This window comes from Dongia mobilis (assembly GCF_004363235.1).
Taxonomy (GTDB): domain Bacteria; phylum Pseudomonadota; class Alphaproteobacteria; order Dongiales; family Dongiaceae; genus Dongia; species Dongia mobilis.
The window spans coordinates 520,034-540,298 of record NZ_SNYW01000008.1; the positions used below are offsets into that span (position 1 = coordinate 520,034).

General features: G+C 65.1%; 26 protein-coding genes. 12 read left to right on the forward strand and 14 right to left on the reverse strand.

Annotated elements, in window-relative coordinates; all coding sequences use genetic code 11:
• Positions 1-45: 45 nt before the first annotated feature.
• Positions 46-753, forward strand: a complete 708-nt coding sequence (locus A8950_RS11205) for a fumarylacetoacetate hydrolase family protein (protein ID WP_166645119.1) — start codon at positions 46-48, stop codon at positions 751-753.
• Positions 754-906: 153 nt separating this feature from the next.
• On the forward strand, positions 907-1,737 hold the full coding sequence (locus A8950_RS11210) for a sulfite exporter TauE/SafE family protein (RefSeq protein WP_133613724.1): 831 nt from the start codon (positions 907-909) through the stop codon (positions 1,735-1,737).
• A 42-nt stretch (positions 1,738-1,779) separates the two neighbouring features.
• Here the strand turns inward: A8950_RS11210 and A8950_RS11215 are convergent, their stop codons facing one another.
• The 3 genes from A8950_RS11215 to A8950_RS11220 all read right to left on the reverse strand — a co-directional run bounded on the left by A8950_RS11215 (position 1,780) and on the right by A8950_RS11220 (position 4,923).
• Positions 1,780-3,183 carry a purine-cytosine permease family protein gene (locus A8950_RS11215; RefSeq protein ID WP_133613725.1) on the reverse strand — a complete coding sequence of 468 codons (1,404 nt, stop codon included), beginning with the start codon at positions 3,181-3,183 and terminating at the stop codon, positions 1,780-1,782.
• Entirely contained in the window at positions 3,180-3,341 is a 162-nt protein-coding gene (locus A8950_RS19465; RefSeq protein WP_166645120.1) for a hypothetical protein, read from the reverse strand. Before A8950_RS19465 ends, A8950_RS11215 begins: the two co-directional genes overlap by 4 nt.
• 76 nt (positions 3,342-3,417) lie before the next feature.
• Positions 3,418-4,923, reverse strand: a complete 1,506-nt coding sequence (locus A8950_RS11220; RefSeq protein ID WP_133613726.1) for an aldehyde dehydrogenase family protein — start codon at positions 4,921-4,923, stop codon at positions 3,418-3,420.
• Between the two features lie 156 nt (positions 4,924-5,079).
• On the opposite strand from A8950_RS11220, the gene A8950_RS11225 reads away from it, so the two are divergent.
• A complete protein-coding gene (locus tag A8950_RS11225; protein ID WP_208109830.1) occupies positions 5,080-5,745 on the forward strand; it encodes a helix-turn-helix domain-containing protein in 666 nt (221 codons plus the stop codon).
• Between the two features lies 1 nt (position 5,746).
• Here A8950_RS11225 and A8950_RS11230 read toward each other — a convergent pair whose 3' ends face one another.
• From A8950_RS11230 to pspF, 4 genes are all read right to left on the reverse strand, one after another.
• Positions 5,747-6,358: a LysE family translocator gene (locus A8950_RS11230; protein WP_133613728.1), complete on the reverse strand. Its 612-nt coding sequence runs from the start codon at positions 6,356-6,358 to the stop codon at positions 5,747-5,749.
• 109 nt (positions 6,359-6,467) lie between these two features.
• Complete coding sequence (locus A8950_RS19470) at positions 6,468-6,641, reverse strand: hypothetical protein (protein ID WP_166645121.1); 174 nt, start codon at positions 6,639-6,641, stop codon at positions 6,468-6,470.
• 25 nt (positions 6,642-6,666) lie between these two features.
• Positions 6,667-8,016 (reverse strand): ammonium transporter, encoded by a 1,350-nt coding sequence (locus A8950_RS11235; RefSeq protein ID WP_208109831.1) that lies wholly within the window; start codon positions 8,014-8,016, stop codon positions 6,667-6,669.
• 397 nt (positions 8,017-8,413) lie between these two features.
• A complete protein-coding gene (gene pspF, locus A8950_RS11240) occupies positions 8,414-9,418 on the reverse strand; it encodes a phage shock protein operon transcriptional activator (RefSeq protein ID WP_133613729.1) in 1,005 nt (334 codons plus the stop codon).
• Positions 9,419-9,603: 185 nt separating this feature from the next.
• Here pspF and A8950_RS11245 point away from each other — a divergent pair, with 185 nt between their 5' ends.
• The 4 genes from A8950_RS11245 to pspC all read left to right on the forward strand — a co-directional run bounded on the left by A8950_RS11245 (position 9,604) and on the right by pspC (position 11,200).
• On the forward strand, positions 9,604-9,807 hold the full coding sequence (locus A8950_RS11245; protein ID WP_133613730.1) for a hypothetical protein: 204 nt from the start codon (positions 9,604-9,606) through the stop codon (positions 9,805-9,807).
• Between the two features lie 32 nt (positions 9,808-9,839).
• Complete coding sequence (gene pspA, locus A8950_RS11250; RefSeq protein WP_133613731.1) at positions 9,840-10,505, forward strand: phage shock protein PspA; 666 nt, start codon at positions 9,840-9,842, stop codon at positions 10,503-10,505.
• A 71-nt stretch (positions 10,506-10,576) separates the two neighbouring features.
• Entirely contained in the window at positions 10,577-10,801 is a 225-nt protein-coding gene (gene pspB, locus A8950_RS11255; protein WP_133613732.1) for an envelope stress response membrane protein PspB, read from the forward strand.
• 3 nt (positions 10,802-10,804) lie between these two features.
• Positions 10,805-11,200 (forward strand): envelope stress response membrane protein PspC, encoded by a 396-nt coding sequence (gene pspC / locus A8950_RS11260; protein ID WP_133613733.1) that lies wholly within the window; start codon positions 10,805-10,807, stop codon positions 11,198-11,200.
• A gap of 72 nt (positions 11,201-11,272) precedes the next feature.
• Here pspC and A8950_RS11265 read toward each other — a convergent pair whose 3' ends face one another.
• Both A8950_RS11265 and gcvA read right to left on the reverse strand, forming a co-directional pair.
• Positions 11,273-12,274: a succinylglutamate desuccinylase/aspartoacylase family protein gene (locus A8950_RS11265; protein WP_166645122.1), complete on the reverse strand. Its 1,002-nt coding sequence runs from the start codon at positions 12,272-12,274 to the stop codon at positions 11,273-11,275.
• Positions 12,275-12,329: 55 nt separating this feature from the next.
• A complete protein-coding gene (gene gcvA, locus A8950_RS11270) occupies positions 12,330-13,289 on the reverse strand; it encodes a transcriptional regulator GcvA (protein ID WP_133613735.1) in 960 nt (319 codons plus the stop codon).
• A gap of 248 nt (positions 13,290-13,537) precedes the next feature.
• Here gcvA and A8950_RS11275 point away from each other — a divergent pair, with 248 nt between their 5' ends.
• The 4 genes from A8950_RS11275 to A8950_RS11290 all read left to right on the forward strand — a co-directional run bounded on the left by A8950_RS11275 (position 13,538) and on the right by A8950_RS11290 (position 16,881).
• Entirely contained in the window at positions 13,538-14,377 is an 840-nt protein-coding gene (locus tag A8950_RS11275) for an SDR family oxidoreductase (protein WP_133613736.1), read from the forward strand.
• Between the two features lie 15 nt (positions 14,378-14,392).
• On the forward strand, positions 14,393-15,625 hold the full coding sequence (locus tag A8950_RS11280) for an amidohydrolase family protein (protein WP_133613737.1): 1,233 nt from the start codon (positions 14,393-14,395) through the stop codon (positions 15,623-15,625).
• 61 nt (positions 15,626-15,686) lie between these two features.
• The gene (locus A8950_RS11285) at positions 15,687-16,079 is read left to right on the forward strand and encodes a GFA family protein (RefSeq protein WP_133613738.1); all 393 of its coding nucleotides are present in this window, start codon (positions 15,687-15,689) and stop codon (positions 16,077-16,079) included.
• Between the two features lie 295 nt (positions 16,080-16,374).
• Positions 16,375-16,881: a phasin family protein gene (locus A8950_RS11290; RefSeq protein ID WP_133613739.1), complete on the forward strand. Its 507-nt coding sequence runs from the start codon at positions 16,375-16,377 to the stop codon at positions 16,879-16,881.
• A gap of 203 nt (positions 16,882-17,084) precedes the next feature.
• Here the strand turns inward: A8950_RS11290 and A8950_RS11295 are convergent, their stop codons facing one another.
• The 5 genes from A8950_RS11295 to A8950_RS11315 form a co-directional block, all read right to left on the reverse strand.
• The gene (locus tag A8950_RS11295) at positions 17,085-17,591 is read right to left on the reverse strand and encodes a F0F1 ATP synthase subunit B family protein (protein WP_243735609.1); all 507 of its coding nucleotides are present in this window, start codon (positions 17,589-17,591) and stop codon (positions 17,085-17,087) included.
• A complete protein-coding gene (locus A8950_RS11300) occupies positions 17,591-18,082 on the reverse strand; it encodes a F0F1 ATP synthase subunit B family protein (RefSeq protein ID WP_133613740.1) in 492 nt (163 codons plus the stop codon). The genes A8950_RS11295 and A8950_RS11300 overlap by 1 nt, the downstream gene beginning before the upstream one ends.
• A 79-nt stretch (positions 18,083-18,161) precedes the next feature.
• Positions 18,162-18,386 carry a F0F1 ATP synthase subunit C gene (locus tag A8950_RS11305; protein WP_133613741.1) on the reverse strand — a complete coding sequence of 75 codons (225 nt, stop codon included), beginning with the start codon at positions 18,384-18,386 and terminating at the stop codon, positions 18,162-18,164.
• A gap of 61 nt (positions 18,387-18,447) precedes the next feature.
• A complete protein-coding gene (locus A8950_RS11310) occupies positions 18,448-19,194 on the reverse strand; it encodes a F0F1 ATP synthase subunit A (RefSeq protein ID WP_133613742.1) in 747 nt (248 codons plus the stop codon).
• A 60-nt stretch (positions 19,195-19,254) separates the two neighbouring features.
• Complete coding sequence (locus tag A8950_RS11315; RefSeq protein WP_133613743.1) at positions 19,255-19,575, reverse strand: AtpZ/AtpI family protein; 321 nt, start codon at positions 19,573-19,575, stop codon at positions 19,255-19,257.
• Positions 19,576-19,906: 331 nt separating this feature from the next.
• Between A8950_RS11315 and A8950_RS11320 the strand changes: the two genes are divergently transcribed.
• Positions 19,907-20,221 (forward strand): hypothetical protein, encoded by a 315-nt coding sequence (locus A8950_RS11320; RefSeq protein ID WP_133613744.1) that lies wholly within the window; start codon positions 19,907-19,909, stop codon positions 20,219-20,221.
• Positions 20,222-20,265 lie beyond the last annotated feature (44 nt).

The following is a 20,265-nucleotide window of genomic DNA, read 5'->3' on the forward strand; positions in this document are numbered from 1 at the left end:
AGTTTTCCGCGAACAACGCGTCGCATATTACGCAGGAGCAAGAAAATGACCGCGATGAGTTCCCAGATCAGCTATGCGTTCCCGCCGCATGCGGTGCCGCATCTGCCGATCCGCAATTCAACCAGCGTGTTCCCGGTCCATCGCATCTATTGCGTCGGCCGGAACTATGCCGATCACGCGATCGAGATGGGCCATGACCCCAACCGCGAGGCGCCGTTTTTCTTCCAGAAAAATCCGGACACGCTGGTGCTCTCGGGCGGCGTATTTCCCTATCCTGACAAGTCGAACGACGTGCATCACGAGCTTGAGATGGTGGTGGCGCTGAAGTCGGGCGGCAAGGACATCTCCGTGGACAAGGCGCTCGACCATGTCTTCGGCTATGCGGTCGGCCTCGACATGACGCGCCGCGACCTCCAGGGCGAGGCAAAGAAGCTCGGCCGACCCTGGGAAGTGGGCAAGGCGTTCGAGCATTCCGCCCCCTGCAGCGAGATCGTGCCGGCCGCCGACATCGGCCACCCTGCGAAGGGTGCCGTCTGGCTGAAGGTCAACGGCGTGGAGAAGCAGAAGGGCGATCTCGACCAGCTCATCTGGAAGGTGCCGGAGATGATTGCCTATCTTTCCGGCCTGTTCGAGCTCAAGGCAGGTGATCTCATCTATTCCGGCACGCCGGCCGGCGTCGGTCCGGTCAAGAAGGGCGACCAGATGCTGGGCGGCGTTGAGGGAATCGGCGAGATCAGCATCAGGGTGGGCTGACCCTGGGGGGCGGTACCGGATCCCCGGGCGCTGCCTGGGGATCCTGCCGCACCGCCCGTCGGTTGGAAGTCAAGCGCGGACGGCCGGAGCGGCCGGCACTTGCCGGCAACATCCGATCGGGTGGATCACGCCGCGCAGATAGCAGGAAATCCATTGTTCGAGACACTGAACGGCGTCGAACTCGCGGCGCTGGCGCTTTCCCTTGCCGTCGTCGGCTGCTGCTCGGGCTTTCTCGCCGGCCTGCTCGGCGTCGGCGGCGGCATCGTCATCGTGCCGGCGCTGTTCTATGTGTTCGACTTCCTCGATATCGACCAAGCGATCCGGGCGCATCTCGCCGTCGGAACATCGCTTGCCACCATCGTGCCGACCTCGATCATCTCGCTGCGCGCGCACAGGCAGCGCGATGCGGTGGACGGCGCGCTGCTGAGATCCTGGGGGCCGATGGTGACCCTCGGCGTCGTCATCGGCGTCGTCGTCGCCGCCTTCGTCGACGGCAAGGCGCTGACCGGAATCTTCGGTCTCGTGGCACTGGCCGTCGCCCTCTACATGCTGTTCTCGCTGGAGGGTACGAGCCTCGCCGGCAGTCTGCCGCGCCAGCCCTGGCGATCGCTGCTCGCGCTGGTCATCGGTGGGATCTCGACCCTGATGGGAATTGGCGGCGGCACCCTGTCGGTGCCGATCCTCTCGCTGTTCAGCTTCCCGCTGCGCCGCGCCGTCGGCACGGCGGCCGCCATCGGCCTGATCATCGCGGTTCCGGGCACGCTGGGCTTCGTCCTCAACGGCTGGGGTGCCGAGGGTCTGCCACCGTTCTCGCTGGGCTATGTCAGCCTGGTCGGCTTCGCCGCCATCGTGCCCACTTCGGTACTCTTCGCCCCCTACGGCGCCAGGGCCGCCCACGGCATGCAGGTGGGATGGCTCCGGAAATGCTTCGCCCTGTTTCTCGGCCTCACCGGGATGAAGATGGTGATGACCCTGTTCGGCTGACGGGGCGGGCAGCCCGGTTGCCCGCCCCGTCGGCGCGCCTCGTCAGTAACCGCCTTTCCCCGCCGGCTTCACCACCAGCCGGGTAACAACAATGTGCACAAGGCCCGAGATGACCAGCGTCGGCAGGGTCGCCGTCGTGTAGTCGTAGGGGGCATTGCTGACATAGGTGAGGGGGTTGAGAAGATAGAGATAGGTGGCACAGCCGGCGGCCATGGCCAGCAGGGCCGCCGGGTTGAAGCCGCCCCAGAAGCGATAAGCGCTGCCCGCGCCGCCCACGAACATGGCGCGGATATCGATACGACGGCCCCGGAGGAAGAAGTAATCCGCGATCTGGATCCCGCAGAGCGGGGCGAAGGCCATGCCGATGAACGCCAGGAACGACCCGAAATTGGCGAAGAACAGTTCCGGGATGAAGAGGCCCACCAGCACCACCGGCGCGATGGTGATAAGCAGCAGCGCCGGCCAGCGGACCCGGTCGAGGCCGGGGAAATGCCGCAGGCCGATGGCCGAGGCGTAGACGCCCGCAACCGCGGTGCCGAGATTTGCTGCCGCGACGAACAGCAACGCGACGATCCCATAGGTGGGGCCACCCACCGTGCGCAGCCATTCCGCCGGATCCGAAACCTGCAGGACCAGGATGCCGGCAATGCCGATGAGCGAGAGCAGCGGTACCGGCGCGCCCATGCCGATCATGATCGGAACCGCCGCCGTGCGCCCCTTCGGCGCCATGCGCACCATCGCGCCGATATAGGGCCACCAGGAGAGCAGCGAGACGATGCCGATCTCGACGCCGGTCGTATAGTTCCACAGGGGATCGCTGGAGGCATAGGCCGGCACTGCCGCCTCGATGTCACCCCAGCGCTGGGTCACCAGGATGTAGAGCATCCAGAAGCCGACGAAGACATGGGCCACCAGAATCTTGGCGATGCGGTCGAGCCCGCCCGAGCCCTTGAGCAGGAACAGGAAGACCAGCACGCAGGCGAGGAAAATGGTCGCCGGCACGATCACGCTGCTCTCGCCATCCGCGATGATGCCGAGCGCGATCAGCAGCTGCGTGACGGATTTGGCAAAGAATATCAGCAGCAGGGAATTCCAGCCGACGATCGAGATCTGTTGCATGGCGGCTGGAATGATCCAGCCCGAAGTGCCGAACTGCGGCTTCGCCGAGGCGATGGAATCGACCCCGAAGCGGATACAGATTGGCACCGCGGCCAGTGTCACGATCAGCATGCCGATCATGGAGCCGGCGAACAGGGCGGCGAAGCCCTGGCCGAAGCCGAGATAATAGCCGACATATTCGCCGATGATGTAGCACCAGGTGGCGGCGGCGGCCGTCGCCAGGGAAATGCCGAGCTGCCAAGGACCCCAGTTGCGTTCATGTCGCAGCAGCGGCCAGGCGCTCTTGTCGGCTTCAATCTCGATCTGGGTGAACGTCGTGTTGGTCATGCCAGCCACCCCCAGGCCAGAGCGACCAGCGGCAGGGCCACGCCGAGGAGGGCGAGCCAGAACCAGCTCGACGCGTCGAAATCCTCCCCCTGGTTTTCGACCGATTCGAGAGCCTTGATGCGGCGCTCCAGCTCGGCCGGTATCGGTGCTGATGCCAATTGTTCCTCCCCTGTATGCGCGGCATCTGGTTCCGGTTCAGTCGACGGCCGCGCGCCGCTGCCGGCTATCGCGGGCTCAGCCGCGATAAGCTTCGCTGTCCTGGTACGGGAACCACCAGAAATCCTGGTTGCTCGCCTTCGGGTCGATCATCACGAATTTCGTGTTCTGGAACTGGTTCAGTCCCTCCGGCCCCAATTGCCGACCGGTGCCAGAGAGCTTGCGCCCGCCGAATGGCAGCGCGTCGTTGTCAAGAAGCGGCGCGTTGATCCAGAGGATGCCGGATTCGACCTCCGAAACCGCACGGAAGGCTTCGTCCATGTCGAGGGTGTAGAGATTGGCCCCGAGGCCGTAGCGCGAGCGGTTGGCCAGCTCGATCGCCTGGTCGAAGTCGCGCACGCGGCAGACCGGCGCTACTGGGCCGAACGGCTCCTCGTTGAGGATTTCCATGTCCGGCGTGACCTCGGTCAGCACCGTGGGCTCGACGAACCAGCCGCGATTGAGACCCTGCGGGCGGCCGCCGCCGGTCGCGAATTTGGCGCCCTGCTGGCGCGCCTTGGCCAGCATGCCCTCGAAACGGTCGCGCTGCTTCAAGGTGGCGAGCGGGCCCATATCGACCTTCTCCAGACCGTTGCCGATGCGCAGCTTCTTTGCTTCGGCGACCAGTTTCTCGACGAACTGGTCGTGGACCTTCTCGTGCACATAGAAGCGCTCGGCCGAGGTGCAGACCTGACCGCAATTGAGATAGGCGGCAAAGGCCGCGCCCCTGGCCGCCATGTCGAGCGGCGCCGAGGGCATGATGATCATGGGGTCGTTGCCGGAGGCTTCGATGAGACAGGGCTTGAAATGTTCGGCGCAGGTCCTGGCCACATGCTGGCCGATGGCGACCGAGCCGGTATAGGCGACGGCGTGCGTATCCCTGCTCTCGATCAGGCGCTGTCCGACGCGGCCGCCGCCTGTCACCACCTGCATCAGGCCGGCCGGCAGCGTCTCGAACAACTCCATAAATTTCAGCGTGGTGAGGCTGGTCTGTTCATGCGGCTTTACGATGACCGCATTGCCGGCGGCCAATGCTGCCGCGGCTTCCCAGCACAACAGCACCAGCGGGTAGTTGAACGGCAGCACGATGACGACAGTGCCGAGGGGCTCCTTGACCGCGAAATGGAACTGGCCTGGAACCGTGGTGCCGGCGATGCGCCCGGTCTCGTGGCGGGCCAGTTCCGCGTAATAATCGATCGCGGTGGCACACCAGGAAACCTCGTCAACCGCCTCCTTGAAGGGTTTTCCCTCCTCGCGGGTCAATGCCTCGGCATAGAGCGCCTTGTCGCGGCGGATGCGGGCGGCGATGTCGTGGAGCGTCACGGCACGGCTGCGGGAATCCTGGCGCCACCAATCCTTGCGCACCTGGTTGGCAATCGAAATCGCCTGGTCGATCTCGGCATCGGTCGTGTCGGCGATATGGCCGATCACTTCCTCGGTGGCCGGGTCGACGACCTCGATCTGGGTGGTGGCGGCACTCTTCGTCCACGCGCCGGCGACATAGATGGTGCCGGAAAGGCGCGCAAAATCCTTGAGCGAACCCATGTTCTCTCCCCTTCTGCCTTGCCGCCCGTCCGGGCAGTGTTTAAATTTTTTATAACTATGGCACGATAAATTTACCGCGCAAGCGGATTCGGAGAACCGGGTTTCGCCGGCCGGCGCCGCGTGTTAGGTAGCGATCCCCCGATCGGAGATGCAATTTTGGCCGGAAAAGCGACCACCAGAGCACCCGCCGCCAAGGCAATTGCCGGCGACAAGGGCAAGCCGGCGAAGGCGGTCGCCAAGCTGTTGCGCTCGGCCCGCGCCGAAAGCCAGGCCTCGGCGCTGGCCGTCGGCGCGCGCCTTCGCACCGTGCGGGAGAAGGCCGGCCTGTCGCAGCGCGAACTGGCGAAGCGTGCCGGAGTCACCAACGCCACCATCTCGCTCATCGAACAGGAGAGCCACGCACCGTCGCTGGCCTCGCTCCACCGCATCCTCAACGCCATTCCGATTTCGATGGCGGAGTTCTTCGCGCTGCCGACCTCGCACAGGAACGTCCTCTTCTACGACAAGGACGAACTTGCCTCGGTGACGCGCGGCGCCGCCGCCCTCTCGGTGCTGGGCAGCGAGCGACGCGACAAGAAGCTGCAGATGTTCTTCGAGCGCTATGCGCCGGGCGCCGGGACGGGCAACGAACTCATCTCCCATGACGGCGAGACCGCGGCGGTCATCGTGCAGGGCGTCGTCGAGATCGAAGTCGACGGCAAGGTGCGGCGCATCGAATCAGGCGGCGGTTTCCAGTTCTTCGGCAAGCATCCCTACCGCCTCACCAATATCGGCAAGACCACCGCCATCGTCGTCTGCGCGGTGACGCCGTCGATGATCTGATTCAGCGCTCCGCCAGGGCCAGCTTTGCCCCCAGCGCCAGGAAGGCGGCGGCGAAGGTCCGGCGCAGCCAGGTGAGAATCCGCGGCCGCGAGATGATCTGCTTGCGGATGGCGGCGGCGAAGAGGCCGTAGCCGGCGAAGACCACGAAGGTCATGGCCATGAAGACGCCCGACAATTCCAGCATGCGCGTCAGCGCCGCCTGCTGGCCGGCGCTGACGAATTGCGGCAGGAAGGCGAAGAAGAAGATCGAGAGCTTCGGGTTGAGGATGTTGATGAGGATACCGGTCGTGATCACCTTGCGGGCCGATTGCACCGTCGGCACCGCCTCCACCTTCAGGCTGCCGGTTTCGCGGAGTGTCATCCAGGCCATGTAGAGGAGATAGGCGACACCGAGATATTTCAGGATCTCGAAAGCGAGCGCCGAGGTATGGAGGAGTGCCGCGAGCCCGGTGATGGCCGCAGCCATATGCGGGATGATGCCGAGGGTACAGGCGAAGGCCGCCAGCAGACTCGCACGCGCGCCCCGGCCAAGGCCAGTCGCCAGGGCGTAGAGAACACCCGTGCCGGGCGAGACGACGACGATCAGGGTGGTCAGCAGGAATTCGATGCTCAAGGCGCGGCCCTCCAAATCCGAGACGACAGGCTAGGGCGGCGAGCGCGCCATGAAAAGGGCCGCCGGAGATGGTTCCGGCGGCCCGCCTCGGTTCCGTGATGCTTGCGGCCTATTTGCCGTTCAGCTTCTTGTAGGCATAGCTCTCATGCTTGATCATGCTGACAATGCCGCCGACGCAGACGGCCGCGGCAGCGAGAACCAGCAGGATCAAAATGGTCGGGCTGTCGGCGAAGGTGAAATAGGCTTCGGCCCCTTCCCAGGTGGTGATCGGTGACGTGTTCATGTGTCGGTCCTTTCGCTGATCGGTGTCATTCCGCCGGCGCGGTGGCCGCGGGGGTCATGGGGGCGCCGTTCCTGGTATAGGCCGGCACGGCGCTTTCCGGATAGGCCGTGACCGGCACTTCCGCCGTGTCGAGACCGGCCAGTTCCGCCGCCTCGTTGGTCCGCAGCAGCTTCACCTTCTTTAGGATCAGCGAGCAGACATAGCCCGGAACGAAGCCCAGGAGCAGGAAGACGATCATGCTCTTGAACTGGCCCGTGAAGCTGATCTCGGGGCCCACCATGTTGGGATAGCCGGCGGCGAAGATGCCGACCGCCAGGATGCCCCAGACACCGCCGAAGCCGTGAACCGCAACGGCTCCCACCGCGTCATCGATCCCCAGCTTCAGCAGCAGCTTGTTGGCATAGGGAATGACGAGGCCGCCCACGAAGCTGATCAGGAAGGCGAAGGCCGGGAAATAGACGTCGAGGCCCGAGGCCGAGGAGATGACGCCGACCAGTGCCCCCGACATCATCCAGAAGGGATCCCGGGTGGTGAGGTAGCAGCCGATCATGCCGCCGGCCACACCCATCAGGGTGTTGAAGGCGAAGGCCGAAAGCGTCGTCGGCGTGTTGTAGATCGTGACCCAGGTGTCGCCGGTATAGATGATGCAGCCGCCGAGGAAGCCGAAGAAGCCGAGCACGATCAGCATCAGGCCGATCAAGGACATCGGCATGTTGTGGCCCGGCAGGTCATTGACCGAACCGTCCGCGTTGAAGCGGCCGATGCGGGGGCCCAGATTGATGAGGACGCCCAGGGTGAAGAAGCCGGCGATCATATGCACGCAGCCGGCGGCACCAACGTCATGCAGGCCCCATTCGGTGTTGAGCCAGCCATCTGGATGCCAGCCCCAGGCGGCGCCCAGAATCCAGACGCCGGAGCCGAGGATGACGGCGAGAATGGTGAAGCCGGAGAGGCGGATGCGCTCGATCACCGAGCCCGACATGATTGAGGCGGTGGTGGCGGCGAAGAGCGTGAAGGCCGCATAGAAGATGCCTGAGGCGTTGTCGGCGAGGTTGGGCCCCATGTTGAGGCTCCATGGCAGGCCTGCCTCCGAGCCTTCCGCGATCGAAAAACCGCCAGGGAAGGCAAGATAGATCCACCAGCCGAACAGGAAGAAGGTGGGGATGATGAAGGCGAAGGCGAGCAGGTTCTTGATGCCGGAGGCGAGCGCGTTCTTGGCCCGCGAGGCGCCCATTTCATAGGCGAGGAACCCGGCGTGAATGGCGATCATGAGGGCCGTACACCACCAGTAGAACACTTCCGCGTTCACGGTGGTCGCCATAGACGCGGCCTTTTCCAGGGCCTCGATCTTGGCTTGCATTTCGGTCATATCCATCTGTGAAGCTCTCCTGTTGAATTATTCTTCTAGGAAGCAGCGCAGCTGGGTCGTTCCTCACCGATTGTGATGTTTTGCTTTCGTTTGGGCGATTGTGGCGGCCATCCCCCGACGGCGCCGATGCGTCTCCTCTGGGTTCCCGGATCGGTGCCGGCCATGCTCCCTGAAGCCATGCCGGTCGCCGATCCCGCTTGCTGGACAAGAGAAAGCCTAGCGCGATTCTTGTGCATCGCAACAAAAAATTGTTGCGATGCACATCTGTGCCGTAAGTCTGACCGGTTGCGCAGGCCGGGACTTCACGTGAAGTCGCCCGAGCCTGCCCAGTGAAACCCGGGAGATCACCATGGGGAGATCACCATGGGGAGATCACCAAGGAGGAATGGCGGGCGCGGCGGCGCTAGGTCTCCGCGATTGCGGCGGGCGCCTGCAGACCGTGCTTCTTGAGGAGATGGCGCAACTGGTCGTAGCCGAGGCCAAGCGCCTGGGCGGTGCGGCCCTGATGCCAGCCCTGTGCCGTGAGGGCGGCCAGCAGCCATGCCTTTTCGGTGGCGGCTATTTCCGCACGGAAATCGAAGGGCAGTGACGGTGTGGCCGGTGCGGCGGCTTGGCCGGCATCCGACGGCAGTGGCCGGTAGGGCGAGGCAAAGGGATCGAAGTCGATCCGTTCGATCGGCCCGTCGCCAGTTGCGCGATAGACGGCGCGCTCCACGACATTGCGCAATTCGCGCACATTGCCGGGCCAGGAGTAGGCGAGCAGGGCGGCCATCGCCTGCGCGCCGAAGATCGGGAGGTCGCCCCGGTCGAGCGCATGCGCCATGCCCTGCGCGAAATGCTGCGCCAGCAGCGGAATGTCGCGCGGCCGGGCCCGCAGGGGCGGCAGGGTCAGCACATCGAAGGCCAGCCGGTCGAGGAGGTCGGCGCGGAAGCTGCCGGCCGCGACCGCCGCCGGCAGATCGACATTGGTGGCGCCGATCAGGCGCACATCGACCGCGCGTGTCTCGCCCCCGCCCACGCGTTCGAACTCGCCATACTCCACCACGCGCAGGATCTGCTCCTGCACGCGCAGGCTGGCATTGGCGATCTCGTCGAGGAACAGGGTGCCGCCATGAGCCCGCTCGAAGCGGCCGATATGGCGCCGGGTTGCGCCGGTGAAGGCGCCGGCCTCGTGGCCGAACAACTCGCTTTCCAGCAGGTCCGGCGCAAGGGCGGCGCAATTCACCTTGACGAAGGGCCGGTCCCAGCGCGCCGACAGGAAGTGGAGGCGCGCTGCGATCAGTTCCTTGCCGGTGCCGCGTTCGCCGATCACCAGGGCCGGGCGGTCGAGCGGCGCCAGGGCCGAAACCTGGTCGAGCAGGGCCAGAAAGGCGGGGTCTTCCCCCAGAAGCGGTGGCAGGTCGGCCATGAAAAATTCCCATTAATCGGCGAAATATTCGCCGATTAATGGGAGATTGGCAATGCCTGAACCCGGTCTCTTTCTGGTAATTATTTGAAATACATCAATTTACCTCCGGTCACCCAAACTGGCACGGCCTCTGCGATAAAGAGGTAGAGGCCGAGCATCAGGCTCTGCCGAACGGAGGAGAAAAAATGAGTTTCCACCAGCACCATGGCAGCTATCGCACCGGCGCGGATGAGCGCGGCCGTAACGCCTATGGCCGTCACGACCAGGGCGGCGAGCGCATCGATTTCGGCCATACGGCCCATCGCTGGCTGAACTGGGCGAAGACGCGGCCGACGGAAAGCTGGCTGTTCTTCGCAGCCGGGCTGGTGCTCGGCGGCATCGTCATGTGATCGCAGCAAGTTCAAGTTACGGAGAAGACGACATGGGTATCTTTTCGCGCCTCGGCGACATCATCAATTCCAACCTCAACGCCATGCTGGACCGGGCCGAAGAGCCGGAAAAAATCGTCCGCCTGATCATCCAGGAAATGGAAGACACGTTGGTCGAGGTGCGCAGCGCCGCCGCCCGCGCCATTGCCGAGAAGAAGGAGCTTGGCCGCCGCATCGAGCAGATGGAAGCGGCCGAGGCCGATTGGCAGCGCAAGGCGGAACTCGCCATCGAAAAGGGCCGCGAGGATCTGGCCAAGGGCGCCCTTCTGGCCAAGGCCGAGGCGGCGCAGACCATCGCGCTCATGCGCAAGGAAATGGCGCTGGTCGATGAGAGCCTCGCCAAGACCAACGAGGACCTGACGCGGCTCGATGCCAAGCTGGCCGAGGCCAAGGCCAAGCAGAAGAGCTTCGATCTGCGCCACAGCGCGGCGCGCGACCAGTATCGCATCCGCACCCAGCTGCATGACGGCCGCATCGAGGATGCCATGGCGCGCTACGAGAAGGTGGAGCGCAAGCTCGACCGGCTGGAGGGCGAGGTCGAGGCCTTCGAACTCGGCCGGCGCAAGAGCCTGGCCGAGGAATTCGCCGAACTCGAGGCGGAATCGGCGATCAATGCCGAACTTGAGGCCCTTAAGGCGAAGATGGGTCGCAAGGGCTGAGATGATAGACTGGCCCCAGCCCGCGGCCGCCGGCCGCCACGCTCCCACCAGCAAGCGGGGATCATGAACGGATGGAATTCGTGTTTGTCATAGGCATCCTCTTCGTCAGCATCGTCCTGCCGCTCTGGCTGCTGCTGCACTACATCACCAAATGGCGCGGTGCCCGCGGCCTCACGGCCGAGGACGAGCGCATGCTGGCCGATCTGTGGCAGAGCGCCAAGCGCATGGAAGAGCGCGTGCAGACCCTGGAAGCGATCCTCGATGCGGAAAGCCCGCATTGGCGCAGCAAGGTATGAACCATGAGCTTTGAAACCTCGCCCAACCCGCATCACCTCTATCGCGACCCGGATAACGGCGTGATCCTCGGCGTCTGCGCGGGCTTCGCCGATTACTTCGGCTGGGAGCGGCGCACCCTGCGCATTGCCGTCGCCATCTCGGCGATCTTCTTCCTGCCGCAGGTGCTGGTGGTGTACGTACTGGCCGCCATCTTCATGAAGCGCAAGCCTTCGCCGGTCTACGGCACGGGCGAGGAGGCGGTGTTCTGGCGCGCCGTCTCGATGCGGCCGGCGGATACCTTCTCCAGCCTGCGCTATCGCTTCCGAACGCTCGAGGATCGGCTGGTACGGCTGGAGAAGCACGTCACCTCGAAGGAGTACAAGCTGAACCGCGATTTCCGCGATCTCGAAGGGCGCTGACCCCGGCGCCGGTTGCCCCGCCTTGCCCTCTCCCGATCAATGGGGGAGGGCTTTTTCTTTTCTGGGCTCGATCTAACGGGTACCGAGCGGCGTCGCCAGATGGGCGAGGCAATCGCCGCGCTCGGCCTGGCCGGGATGGCGGCGGCAGACCAGGATGCCGCCGGTGGCGAAGTGATGTGGCAGCGGCGGGCGCAGCGGCTCGTCGGGGTCGTGCAGCAGGCCGCAGAGCTGGCTAGGTGTCACGTACTCACCCAGTTCGGCCAGCGGTTCGAACAGGCCGTTGCCCGCCGCATAGACATAGTGATCGCGGCCCTTGACCTCGCATTCGGTGGCCGGTGCCGGTTCCGGTTCGTCGCGCGGCGCGATGATGCCGAGATGCGCCATCAGCCGTTTTAGTCCCCGTTCGATCATCGCAATGCCGGCCCGCGAGACGGTACCGCCGCCGCCAAACTCGCCGCCCAGCGAGATGACCTTCTGCCGGTTCGCTTCCGCGGTGGACAGCCTGGGATCGGGGCTGTGGCCCCAGATCTGGATATGCGGTGCGCCAAAGGCGCGCGCCGCCGCCAGCGCCTTGGCATCCAGTTCGTCATCGCCGCTGCGCCTGACCGAGACGAAGGGCAGGTAGTCGAGCGAGGAACCACCGGCATGGAGATCCTGATAGGCGTCAGCCAGCGGAAAGAGGACCGAGCTGACATAATGCGCGATCGCCTCGGTGGGCGAGCCCAGCGGATTGCCGGGAAAGGCGCGGTTGAGATTGATCCCGTCCACCGGCGAGACGCGCAATCCTGCCCGCGCCGCCGGCGCGTTCAGCATGGGGATGACGATGAGGCGGCCGTTGAGCGCGGCCGGATCGATCTCGCGCAGCAGCCGGGTGAGCGCGATCTGCCCTTCATATTCGTCGCCATGGGTACCGGCGGTCAGCAGCAGCGTCGGCCCCTTGCCGCCGGCCACGATGCCCATGGGAATGGTGATGTTGCCATAGGCGGAGCGATGTACCGAATGCGGCAGATGGAGGTGCCCCACCTGCTTGCCGGCGCGGTCGAAATCGAGCTGGGTCCAGATCTGCGATGACATGGGTCGGACGGTAGCGGGCGTCATCGTTGCGGCACAGAGACGGTTGAGCCTGATCTCATTCCGCGCCGGAATGAGCGCCGGCCTTGCCTCTCCTTGCCGGCTTCCTGCCCGCTGGCGCCGCGCGTTCCAGCGCGGCTTCGGCCAGCAGCCATTCGCGGAAGGCGACGACATTGGGCAGGCAGCGCTTCCGCTCGGCATAGACCAGGTAGTAGGATTCGACGCTCTCCATGGCGGGTTCGAACGGTACCACCAGGCTGCCGTCGGCAAGCTCCCGCGAGATCATGAAGCGCGGCACCATGGCAATGCCGACACCGGCAACCGCCGCCTGGATGATCATTTCGAACTGCTCGAAGCGCAGGCCATGGAAGGCATTGACGTTGGGCGCCCCGGCTGCTGCCAGCCAGTCCTGCCAGGCGCGCGGCCGCGCGCGGTGGTGCAGCAGGTTGACCCGGGCCAGATCGCGCGGGCTCTTCAGGGCGCCCTTGGGCGCCAGCAAGGCAGGCGACACCGCCGGCACCACCACCTCGCCCATCAGCCAGTCGCAGATGCCGCCCGGCCATGGCTCGGCGCCGAAATAGATGGCAACGTCCAGATTCTCCTCGACCAGGTCGAAGGGCCAGGCCCGCGCCGTGACATTGAGCGAGATGCGCGGATGACGCTCGGCGAAATCGCCGAGGCGCGGCGTCAGCCAGCGCGAGCCGAAGGTCGGCAGGGTGGCGATGTTGAGGACGCCGCCGCCGCTCTGGAAGGCCAGCGCCTCCATCGTGGCCGCTTCCATGATCTCCAGCGCCGCGCGCACGGATTTGAGATAGGCCTCGCCGGCCTCGGTCAGATTGATGCGCTGGCGCACCCGCTCGAAGAGCTGCAGTCCCAGAAAATCCTCGAGCCCGCGCACCTGCTTGGAGACGGCCGATTGCGTCAGATTGAGTTCCTCGGCGGCGCGCGTGAAGCTGCCGTGCCGGGCCGAGGCCTCGAACACGGTGAGTGCCGGCAATGACGGCAGGACGCGGCGCACGATCCCCTCCGATTTTCGGTTTCAACCATCAGCAGCCATAGCACACCGGCACCAGCCCGCTCACCGACATTCCGCCAAATCCAACCCCTCGTGCCCGTGCCGGCGCAATTTTGTTGATGACCTTGCCCAATTTTGGAACATTCGCACGCGCAATTGGGGCCCCATCCTGCGCGCCGCGCTGGCGGCCGCCAATACCAGTACGAATGCGCGGGCGCCGATATGGACCTGCCGGAGGAGTTGAGGACCTGATGTTCAGAAGCGATCTCCTGGCCGGCAAGCGCATCCTGATCACCGGCGGCGGCACCGGGATCGGACTTTCCATCGGCCGGCGCTATCTCGCGCTCGGGGCGGAGCTTGTCATCTGCGGCCGGCGCGAGCAGGTGCTGGCCGCGGCTGCGGAGAGCCTGATGGCGGAAACCGGCGGCAAGGTCGCCTACAGAACCTGTGATGTCCGCGATGCGGCCCAGGTCGACGCGCTGCTCGACTGGGCCTGGGGCGAGAAACCCCTGGATGCGCTGCTCAACAACGCCGCCGGCAATTTCATTGCCCAGAGCGAGAATTTGAGCCCGCGCGCGGTCGATGCGGTGCTCGGCATCGTGCTGCACGGCGCGGCCTATATGACGCTTGGCTGCGGCCGGCGCTGGCTGGCCGAAGGGCGCAAGGCCAATGTGATCTCGATCATCACCACCTATGCCTGGACCGGCTCGGCCTATGTCGTGCCCTCGGCCATGGCCAAGGCGGGTGTCATGGCCATGACCCGTTCGCTGGCAGTGGAATGGGGCGGGCGCGGCATCCGCGTGAACGCCATCGCCCCCGGCCCGTTCCCGACGGCTGGCGCCTGGGAACGCCTGGTGCCGAAGCCGGAAATGGCAGCCGCCTTCGAGGCGAAGAACCCGCTGCAGCGCGCCGGCCGGCATGAGGAACTCGCCGACCTCGCCAGCTTCCTGATGGCGGACGAGACCGCCTATATCAATGGCGAGGTCGTCACCATCGATGGCGGCGAGTGGCTGCAGGGCGCCGGCCAGTTCAATTTCATCGGCGCCATGATGTCCGAGGCCGACTGGCAGGCCTTGAAGCCCAAGAAATAGTTGGAGAGCGCAAGCATGGCCGAGATCGTCTATCGCAACCTGCGCCGGATCGAGGGCGACCTGGTCGACATCCATTGCGCCGATGGCCGCATCCGCGAAATCGCACCGGCCGGATCGCCGGCCGCGGCAAATGTCGCGGTGGTCGAGGCCGGCGACCAGTTGCTGTTGCCGGCGCTGGTCGAAAGCCATGTGCATCTGGACAAGACGCTGTGGGGCGAGCCCTACCGGCCGAATACCGCCGGTCCCAGCCTGAAGGACTACATCGCCAACGAGCGGCGGATCCTGCGCGAGGTGGCCACGCCGGTCGCGACAAGGGCGGGGGCACTGCTGGAACACTGCATCGCCCGGGGCAGCCTCTATTTCCGCTCGCATATCGATGTGGACCCCGATATTGGCCTCACCCATGTCGAGGCGATGCTGGACCTGCGGCAGCGCTATCGCGACCTTGTGGAGATGCAGTTCGTCGCCTTTCCGCAGACCGGGTTGCTGACCCAGCCGGGCACGCTTGACTTGATGGATCGCGCCCTCGGCCTCGGTGTGGAGCAGGTCGGCGGGATCGACCCGGCCGGGATCGACAACGACCCAATCGGCCATCTCACCGCCATCTTCGATCTCGCCGGCAGGCATGGGGCGGGGCTCGACGTCCATCTCCACGACCGCGGCGAACTCGGCCTCTGGCAGATCGAGCGCATCGCCGATTTCACCGCGGCGCGCGGCCTTGCCGGAAAGGTAGTGATCAGCCACGCCTATTGCCTCGGCATGTTCCCCGAAAGCCGCATCGAGAAACTGGGCCGTCGCCTCGCCGATCTCGGCATCTCGCTGATGACCACGGCGCCGGCCGATACCAGCCTGCCGCCGGTGGAGTTCCTGCGCGGTCTCGGGGTCAATATCTGCTGCGGCTCCGACGGCATCCGCGATGCCTGGTCGCCCTTCGGCAATGGCGACATGCTGGAGCGGGCCTTCCTGCTGGCCTTCCGCTTCGACTGGGCCAAGGAGGCCGAACTGCTGGCGGCACTCGACTGCGCCACCCATGCCGGCGCCCGCGCCCTTGGCCTGAACCAATACGGCATTGCCCCCGGGAACCCCGCCGATTTTGTCTATCTCCCGGTGGCCACCCTGGGGGACGCGCTGGGGCAGCGGCCGGCGGCGCGGCAGGTCGTCCGCCGGGGCCGCCTGGTGGCGTCTGGTGGCCGGATGCTGCAGCCCCTTCTGGCAGCCGAAGGTTCCGGCAATGCAGCGCCCCGGTGATGGACGGGCGCGGACGGGCGTTGTAGATACGCGTCCCTCGGGACAACAGAGGAGCGGCAGCATGGACCGTTTCACCGGCGGTTGCCTCTGCGGTAATGTCCGCTTCGTGGCCTCGGGGCGCCCCTACCGGGTCGGCCTCTGCCATTGCCTCGATTGCCGCAAGCATCACGGCGCCCTGTTCCACGCTTCGGCGATTTTTCCCGCGGAGGCGGTGACGGTCGAGGGCGAGACTCGTGACTATGCCGGGCGCCATTTCTGTCCCCGCTGCGGCTCCTCCGTCTTTTCGCGGAGCGGCGACGAGATCGAGGTCAATCTGGGTGCGCTCGATGCCACCGACCAGCTGCGCCCGACCTATGAACTCTGGACCATCCGGCGGGAATCCTGGCTGCCGCCCTTCCCGCTGGCGCGGCGATACCCGCGCGACCGAGACGCTACGGGCCGCACGGAAGAGTAGGTCTTCGGAAACCGGCTGGGGATATGCTGGAGACAGGCGGTGACACTGCGGCAAAATTGCTGCATGACCGGCATCAAGTCATTGTAATGTAACATATTTGATCTATATTATTGCGGTGCAGCAAAAAAGCACTTGAAGTCGCCGGGAATGTGCCGCATATAAGGCTCAGATTGTGCGGTGCACAATGACCGTATTCCGAAGGTCGCAGCCCGATATCGGCGTCCTGGACGCCCCAGCTGAGGACCGGAACGGCAGATTACAGCAACAGTAAATTCTGGAACCGAGGAGACACCCCATGGCGAAAGCCCAGACCACCCACGAGACCGAAACCGTCAGCTTCCCCGACTTCACCAAGGCCCCCGATTTCGCCAAGATGCAGGCCGAGTTCGGCAAGTGGTTCGGCGACTACGCCAAGGCCTTCAACGGCAAGACCGGCATGGTCGATTTCGACGCCATCTTCGCCGCCCAGCGCAAGAACTTCGAGACCCTGACCGCCGCCAACCAGGTCGCGTTCGAAGGTGTCAAGGCCGTGGCCCAGCGCCAGGCCGAGATCGCCCGCAAGGCGGTCGAGGAGTTCAGCAAGGTCGCCAAGGAATTCGCCGAGCCGGCGAGCGCCGAGGAGAAGCTGGTGAAGCAGGCCGAGATCGCCAAGGCCGGTTTCGAGCAGGTCGTTGCCAACATCCGCGAGATCACCGACCTCGTGCAGAAGTCGAACACCGAAGTGGCCGGCCTCATCCAGGGCCGCGTTGCCGCCCAGCTCGATGAAGTGAAGGCCGCGATCACCAAGGTCGCGAAGAAGTAACCAGGTTCCCGTCTGAGTTTCGGCCGCGGTCCCCTCCTGCCGGCCGACCGGATCCTGACAACCGCCCGGCATCGCCTGATGCCGGGCGGTCTTGTTTCGGCCAGCATTGATATTGTTTCGGGCGGTTGCGGGCGGCCCGGCGCAACAAGAAAGGCCCGGGAAGTCGCCTTCCCGGGCCTTGTTCCTGTGGGTCGTGGCGCCGGTCAGTGCAGGCGCTTGTCGACATCCTTGATGGCGGCGTCGATGAGGGCGTTGCTGCGGGCATCGTCAAGCTGCCGGACGATCAGCGCCCTGGCGGCCAGGGCGGCGACATCGACCGCCTCGCGGCGCACCTCGGCGAGTGCTGCCGCCTCCGCCTGGGCGATCTTCTCGAGCGCCAGCTTCTCGCGCCGGGTGAAGGAGGCCTCCAGGGCGAGGGCGGCGTCGCGCATCTGGCGCTGGGCCACGGATTTCGCCGTCTCGACGATCTCGGCCGCCTCCTTCAAGGCGTCCTTCTGCTTGCGCTGATACTCGTTGAGCAGCGCCTGCGCCTCGTCCTTCAGCTTCTGCGCCTCGTCCAGATCCGCCTTGATCTTCATGGCGCGCTGGTCGAGCATGCCGGCGATCGCCTTCCACAGCTTCGGCCCGGCAAAGGCGAGGAAGACGAGACCGCCGACATTCACCCAGAAATGCGGGTCGGCGAACATGCTGGCCTGATGTTCCACTTCCATCACGCACGCTCCTTCAGGGCCTGGTCGACGGCGGCACTGGCCGCGGCGGCATCGACGCCCGCACCGGTCAGCTTGCCGGCGATGCTGCCGGCGAGGTCGGCCGCGATCGCCTTCACCTGGGCCACGGCCTCGGCCTTGGTCGCCTTGATGCGGGCTTCCGCGTCCTGGGTCTGGGCGCCGAGGCGCTGGGCGAATTCTGCCTCGCGCTTGGCGGTGTCGGCAGCGATCTGGGCCTGGGCCTTGGCGATCTCGGCCTGGGCCGCGGCCTTGGCGTCGGCGATCGCCTTCTCATAGGCGGCCATCACGCCGGCGGCTTCAGCCTGGATCGCTTCGGCCTTGGCAAGATTGCCCTGGATGCGCTCGGCGCGGGCATCGATGATCGCCGCCACCTTCGGCAGGGCGAATTTCGACATCAGCAGATAGAGCGCCACGAAGGTCAGGGCCAGCCAGACCAGCAGTTCGGAAAAGACGGATGGGTCGAATTGGGGCATGAGCCCGTCTCCCGGATGGTCGATCGGCCGGCGCCGAACGTGGCACCGGCCGCAATCACGGAATCAGCTGTTCAGGGTGTTAGCCGAACAGGATGATCATGGCGATGACGAAGCCGAACAGACCGGTGGCTTCGATCAGCGCGAAGGCGAGCATCGGGTTGACCTTCAGCTTCGACTGGGCTTCCGGGTTGCGGAAGGCGCCCTGCATGTAATTGCCGAAGAGGTTGCCGAGACCCACGCCAGCGCCACCGAGGGCGAGAGCGGCGATACCGGCACCGATCATCTTCGCAGCTTCGAGTTCCATGATGAGATCCTTTCTTGGAGGTAAGTCGGGTTGCTGTTGATGGAAACAGACCGCCTCAGCCTCAATGCGCCAGATGGATGGCGTCGTTGAGGTAGATGCAGGTCAGGATGGCGAAAACATAGGCCTGGAGCAGCGCCACCAGGACCTCGAGGGCGAAAATCAGCGGAATGGCGGCCAGCGGAATGACACCGAAGCCGATCAGCAGGCCGTTGAGCCCGACCACGAAGCCGCCGATCACGGTCAGCATGACGTGACCCGCCACCATGTTGGCGAAAAGTCGGACCGAGAGGCTGATCGGGCGGATGAGATAGGAAATGATCTCCAAGGGGATCATCAGCGGCATCAGCCACATCGGCGCGCCCTGCGGCACGAAATAGCTGCAGAAATGCGCGCCGTGGCGGATGAAACCGACTGCGGTGACGATGGTGATCACCAGCAAGGCGAGGGCGAAGGTAACGATGATGTGGCTGGTGACCGTGAACACGCCGAAGAGGCCGATCAGGTTGCAGGCCAGGATGAACATGAACAGCGAGAAGACCAGCGGGAAGAACTTCCTGCCGGCCGAGCCGGTGTTCTCCTGCAACAGGTTGGCGATGAATTCGTAGAAGAACTCGACCATGCCCTGGAAGCGGCCGGGAACGATGGTGGCCTTGTTCATGCCGGCGACGATGAAGAGGGTAATGAGGGCGACCACCACCACCATGATCAGCGAGGCGTTGGTGAAGGTTGCGTCGATGCCGAACGGATGCAGTTCCAGAAGCGGCTTGATTTCGAACTGGGCGAGCGGTGAGTGCGCGTCGGCGGCCACGATGTCATCCCCGGCTGGCGCGCCCGGGCGCCCTCTGGGTCGGGCGGTCTGGGTCGGCGCTTATCGTTTCTCGTCTTTTTCCGCGGCTTGGCGCTCCATGGTCCGGGTCACGCGCATCACATTGAGGATGCCGCCACCCAGGCCGAGAACCATCAGGACCAGCATGAACCAGGGTCGGGTATCCAGCCATCCATCGATGAGGTACCCAAAACCCAGACCGGCCAGCAGCCCCGCCAGCAATTCGACGCTGAGGCGGAAGCCATAGCCCAGGGACGTGCCTTCGCTGGCCAGTTCCTGGGCCCCGGTTCCCTCGATCCGCTCGCGCGCCGCCTTCAGCTTCGCCCCGAATGCATCGAGTTCTTCCGGTTGCCGTTCGGTCATGTCGCCGATCCTCGAGTGTCCCCCGAGCAACAAACCGCTGCCCCGTCGATCGGGAGGATCGCCGGAAGCGCGCGCAACATAGGCAAGGGGGTATTGGCTGTCAAGGTCAATTGCCTCTATTCAAGCTATTGAAGTAAAATGAAAAAAAGTGGATGACTCAGGTGTCGCAGGCGATTTCCCTCGGCCTGTGTAAACGGGGCGTTAAGAGCCGGGTTCCCTGAACCGGAATCGCCCTCATGCGACTGACGGGGGCGACTGACCGGAACCTGGCTGGATGGCGGGCTGGCGGTCGGCGACGGGAAACAGAACAGAAGCGGAAAGGCGCTGGATCATGCGAATACTGGGGGCCATGCTGCTGGCGGCCATGCTGCTGGCCGGGGGCAGCATCCTCGTGGCTCTGGCCGGTCTCCTGGTCATGCTGCTGACCGAGCCCTTCTACCCCTTCTGGCCCTTCTTCCTGCCGCTCGCCATCGGTATAGCACTCCTCGCGGCCCATCTGGCGGCCCGCATGCTGCGGCGCCTCTTCCCCGATCATCCGGAACGCCGGCGCTGGACCCGGATTGCCTGGGCGCTGATAGCCGTGGTCCTCGGCCTCGTCGCCTGGGGGGTGGGCGACCTCCTCACCGGGCCGATGCATTGGCAGTAAGCGTGCGCAGGGTCACGGGCAAGGGGATGGCCTGCCGGCGCGGA

Excerpts from the sequence above, each read along its gene's own strand:
- A8950_RS11220 (WP_133613726.1), bottom strand. The coding sequence starts at position 4,923 with ATGGGTTCGCTCAAGGATTTTGCGCGCCTTTCCGGCACCATCTATGTC.
- A8950_RS11300 (WP_133613740.1), bottom strand. The coding sequence starts at position 18,082 with ATGCCCCAATTCGACCCATCCGTCTTTTCCGAACTGCTGGTCTGGCTG.
- A8950_RS11245 (WP_133613730.1), top strand. The coding sequence starts at position 9,604 with ATGAGTTTCCACCAGCACCATGGCAGCTATCGCACCGGCGCGGATGAG.
- pspC (WP_133613733.1), top strand. The coding sequence starts at position 10,805 with ATGAGCTTTGAAACCTCGCCCAACCCGCATCACCTCTATCGCGACCCG.
- A8950_RS11295 (WP_243735609.1), bottom strand. The coding sequence starts at position 17,591 with ATGGAAGTGGAACATCAGGCCAGCATGTTCGCCGACCCGCATTTCTGG.
- A8950_RS11285 (WP_133613738.1), top strand. The coding sequence starts at position 15,687 with ATGGACCGTTTCACCGGCGGTTGCCTCTGCGGTAATGTCCGCTTCGTG.
- A8950_RS11265 (WP_166645122.1), bottom strand. The coding sequence starts at position 12,274 with ATGTCATCGCAGATCTGGACCCAGCTCGATTTCGACCGCGCCGGCAAG.
- A8950_RS11280 (WP_133613737.1), top strand. The coding sequence starts at position 14,393 with ATGGCCGAGATCGTCTATCGCAACCTGCGCCGGATCGAGGGCGACCTG.
- A8950_RS11235 (WP_208109831.1), bottom strand. The coding sequence starts at position 8,016 with ATGGATATGACCGAAATGCAAGCCAAGATCGAGGCCCTGGAAAAGGCC.
- A8950_RS11320 (WP_133613744.1), top strand. The coding sequence starts at position 19,907 with ATGCGAATACTGGGGGCCATGCTGCTGGCGGCCATGCTGCTGGCCGGG.
- A8950_RS11205 (WP_166645119.1), top strand. The coding sequence starts at position 46 with ATGACCGCGATGAGTTCCCAGATCAGCTATGCGTTCCCGCCGCATGCG.
- A8950_RS11305 (WP_133613741.1), bottom strand. The coding sequence starts at position 18,386 with ATGGAACTCGAAGCTGCGAAGATGATCGGTGCCGGTATCGCCGCTCTC.
- A8950_RS11315 (WP_133613743.1), bottom strand. The coding sequence starts at position 19,575 with ATGACCGAACGGCAACCGGAAGAACTCGATGCATTCGGGGCGAAGCTG.
- A8950_RS11215 (WP_133613725.1), bottom strand. The coding sequence starts at position 3,183 with ATGACCAACACGACGTTCACCCAGATCGAGATTGAAGCCGACAAGAGC.
- A8950_RS11275 (WP_133613736.1), top strand. The coding sequence starts at position 13,538 with ATGTTCAGAAGCGATCTCCTGGCCGGCAAGCGCATCCTGATCACCGGC.
- A8950_RS19470 (WP_166645121.1), bottom strand. The coding sequence starts at position 6,641 with ATGAACACGTCACCGATCACCACCTGGGAAGGGGCCGAAGCCTATTTC.
- pspB (WP_133613732.1), top strand. The coding sequence starts at position 10,577 with ATGGAATTCGTGTTTGTCATAGGCATCCTCTTCGTCAGCATCGTCCTG.
- pspF (WP_133613729.1), bottom strand. The coding sequence starts at position 9,418 with ATGGCCGACCTGCCACCGCTTCTGGGGGAAGACCCCGCCTTTCTGGCC.
- A8950_RS11290 (WP_133613739.1), top strand. The coding sequence starts at position 16,375 with ATGGCGAAAGCCCAGACCACCCACGAGACCGAAACCGTCAGCTTCCCC.
- pspA (WP_133613731.1), top strand. The coding sequence starts at position 9,840 with ATGGGTATCTTTTCGCGCCTCGGCGACATCATCAATTCCAACCTCAAC.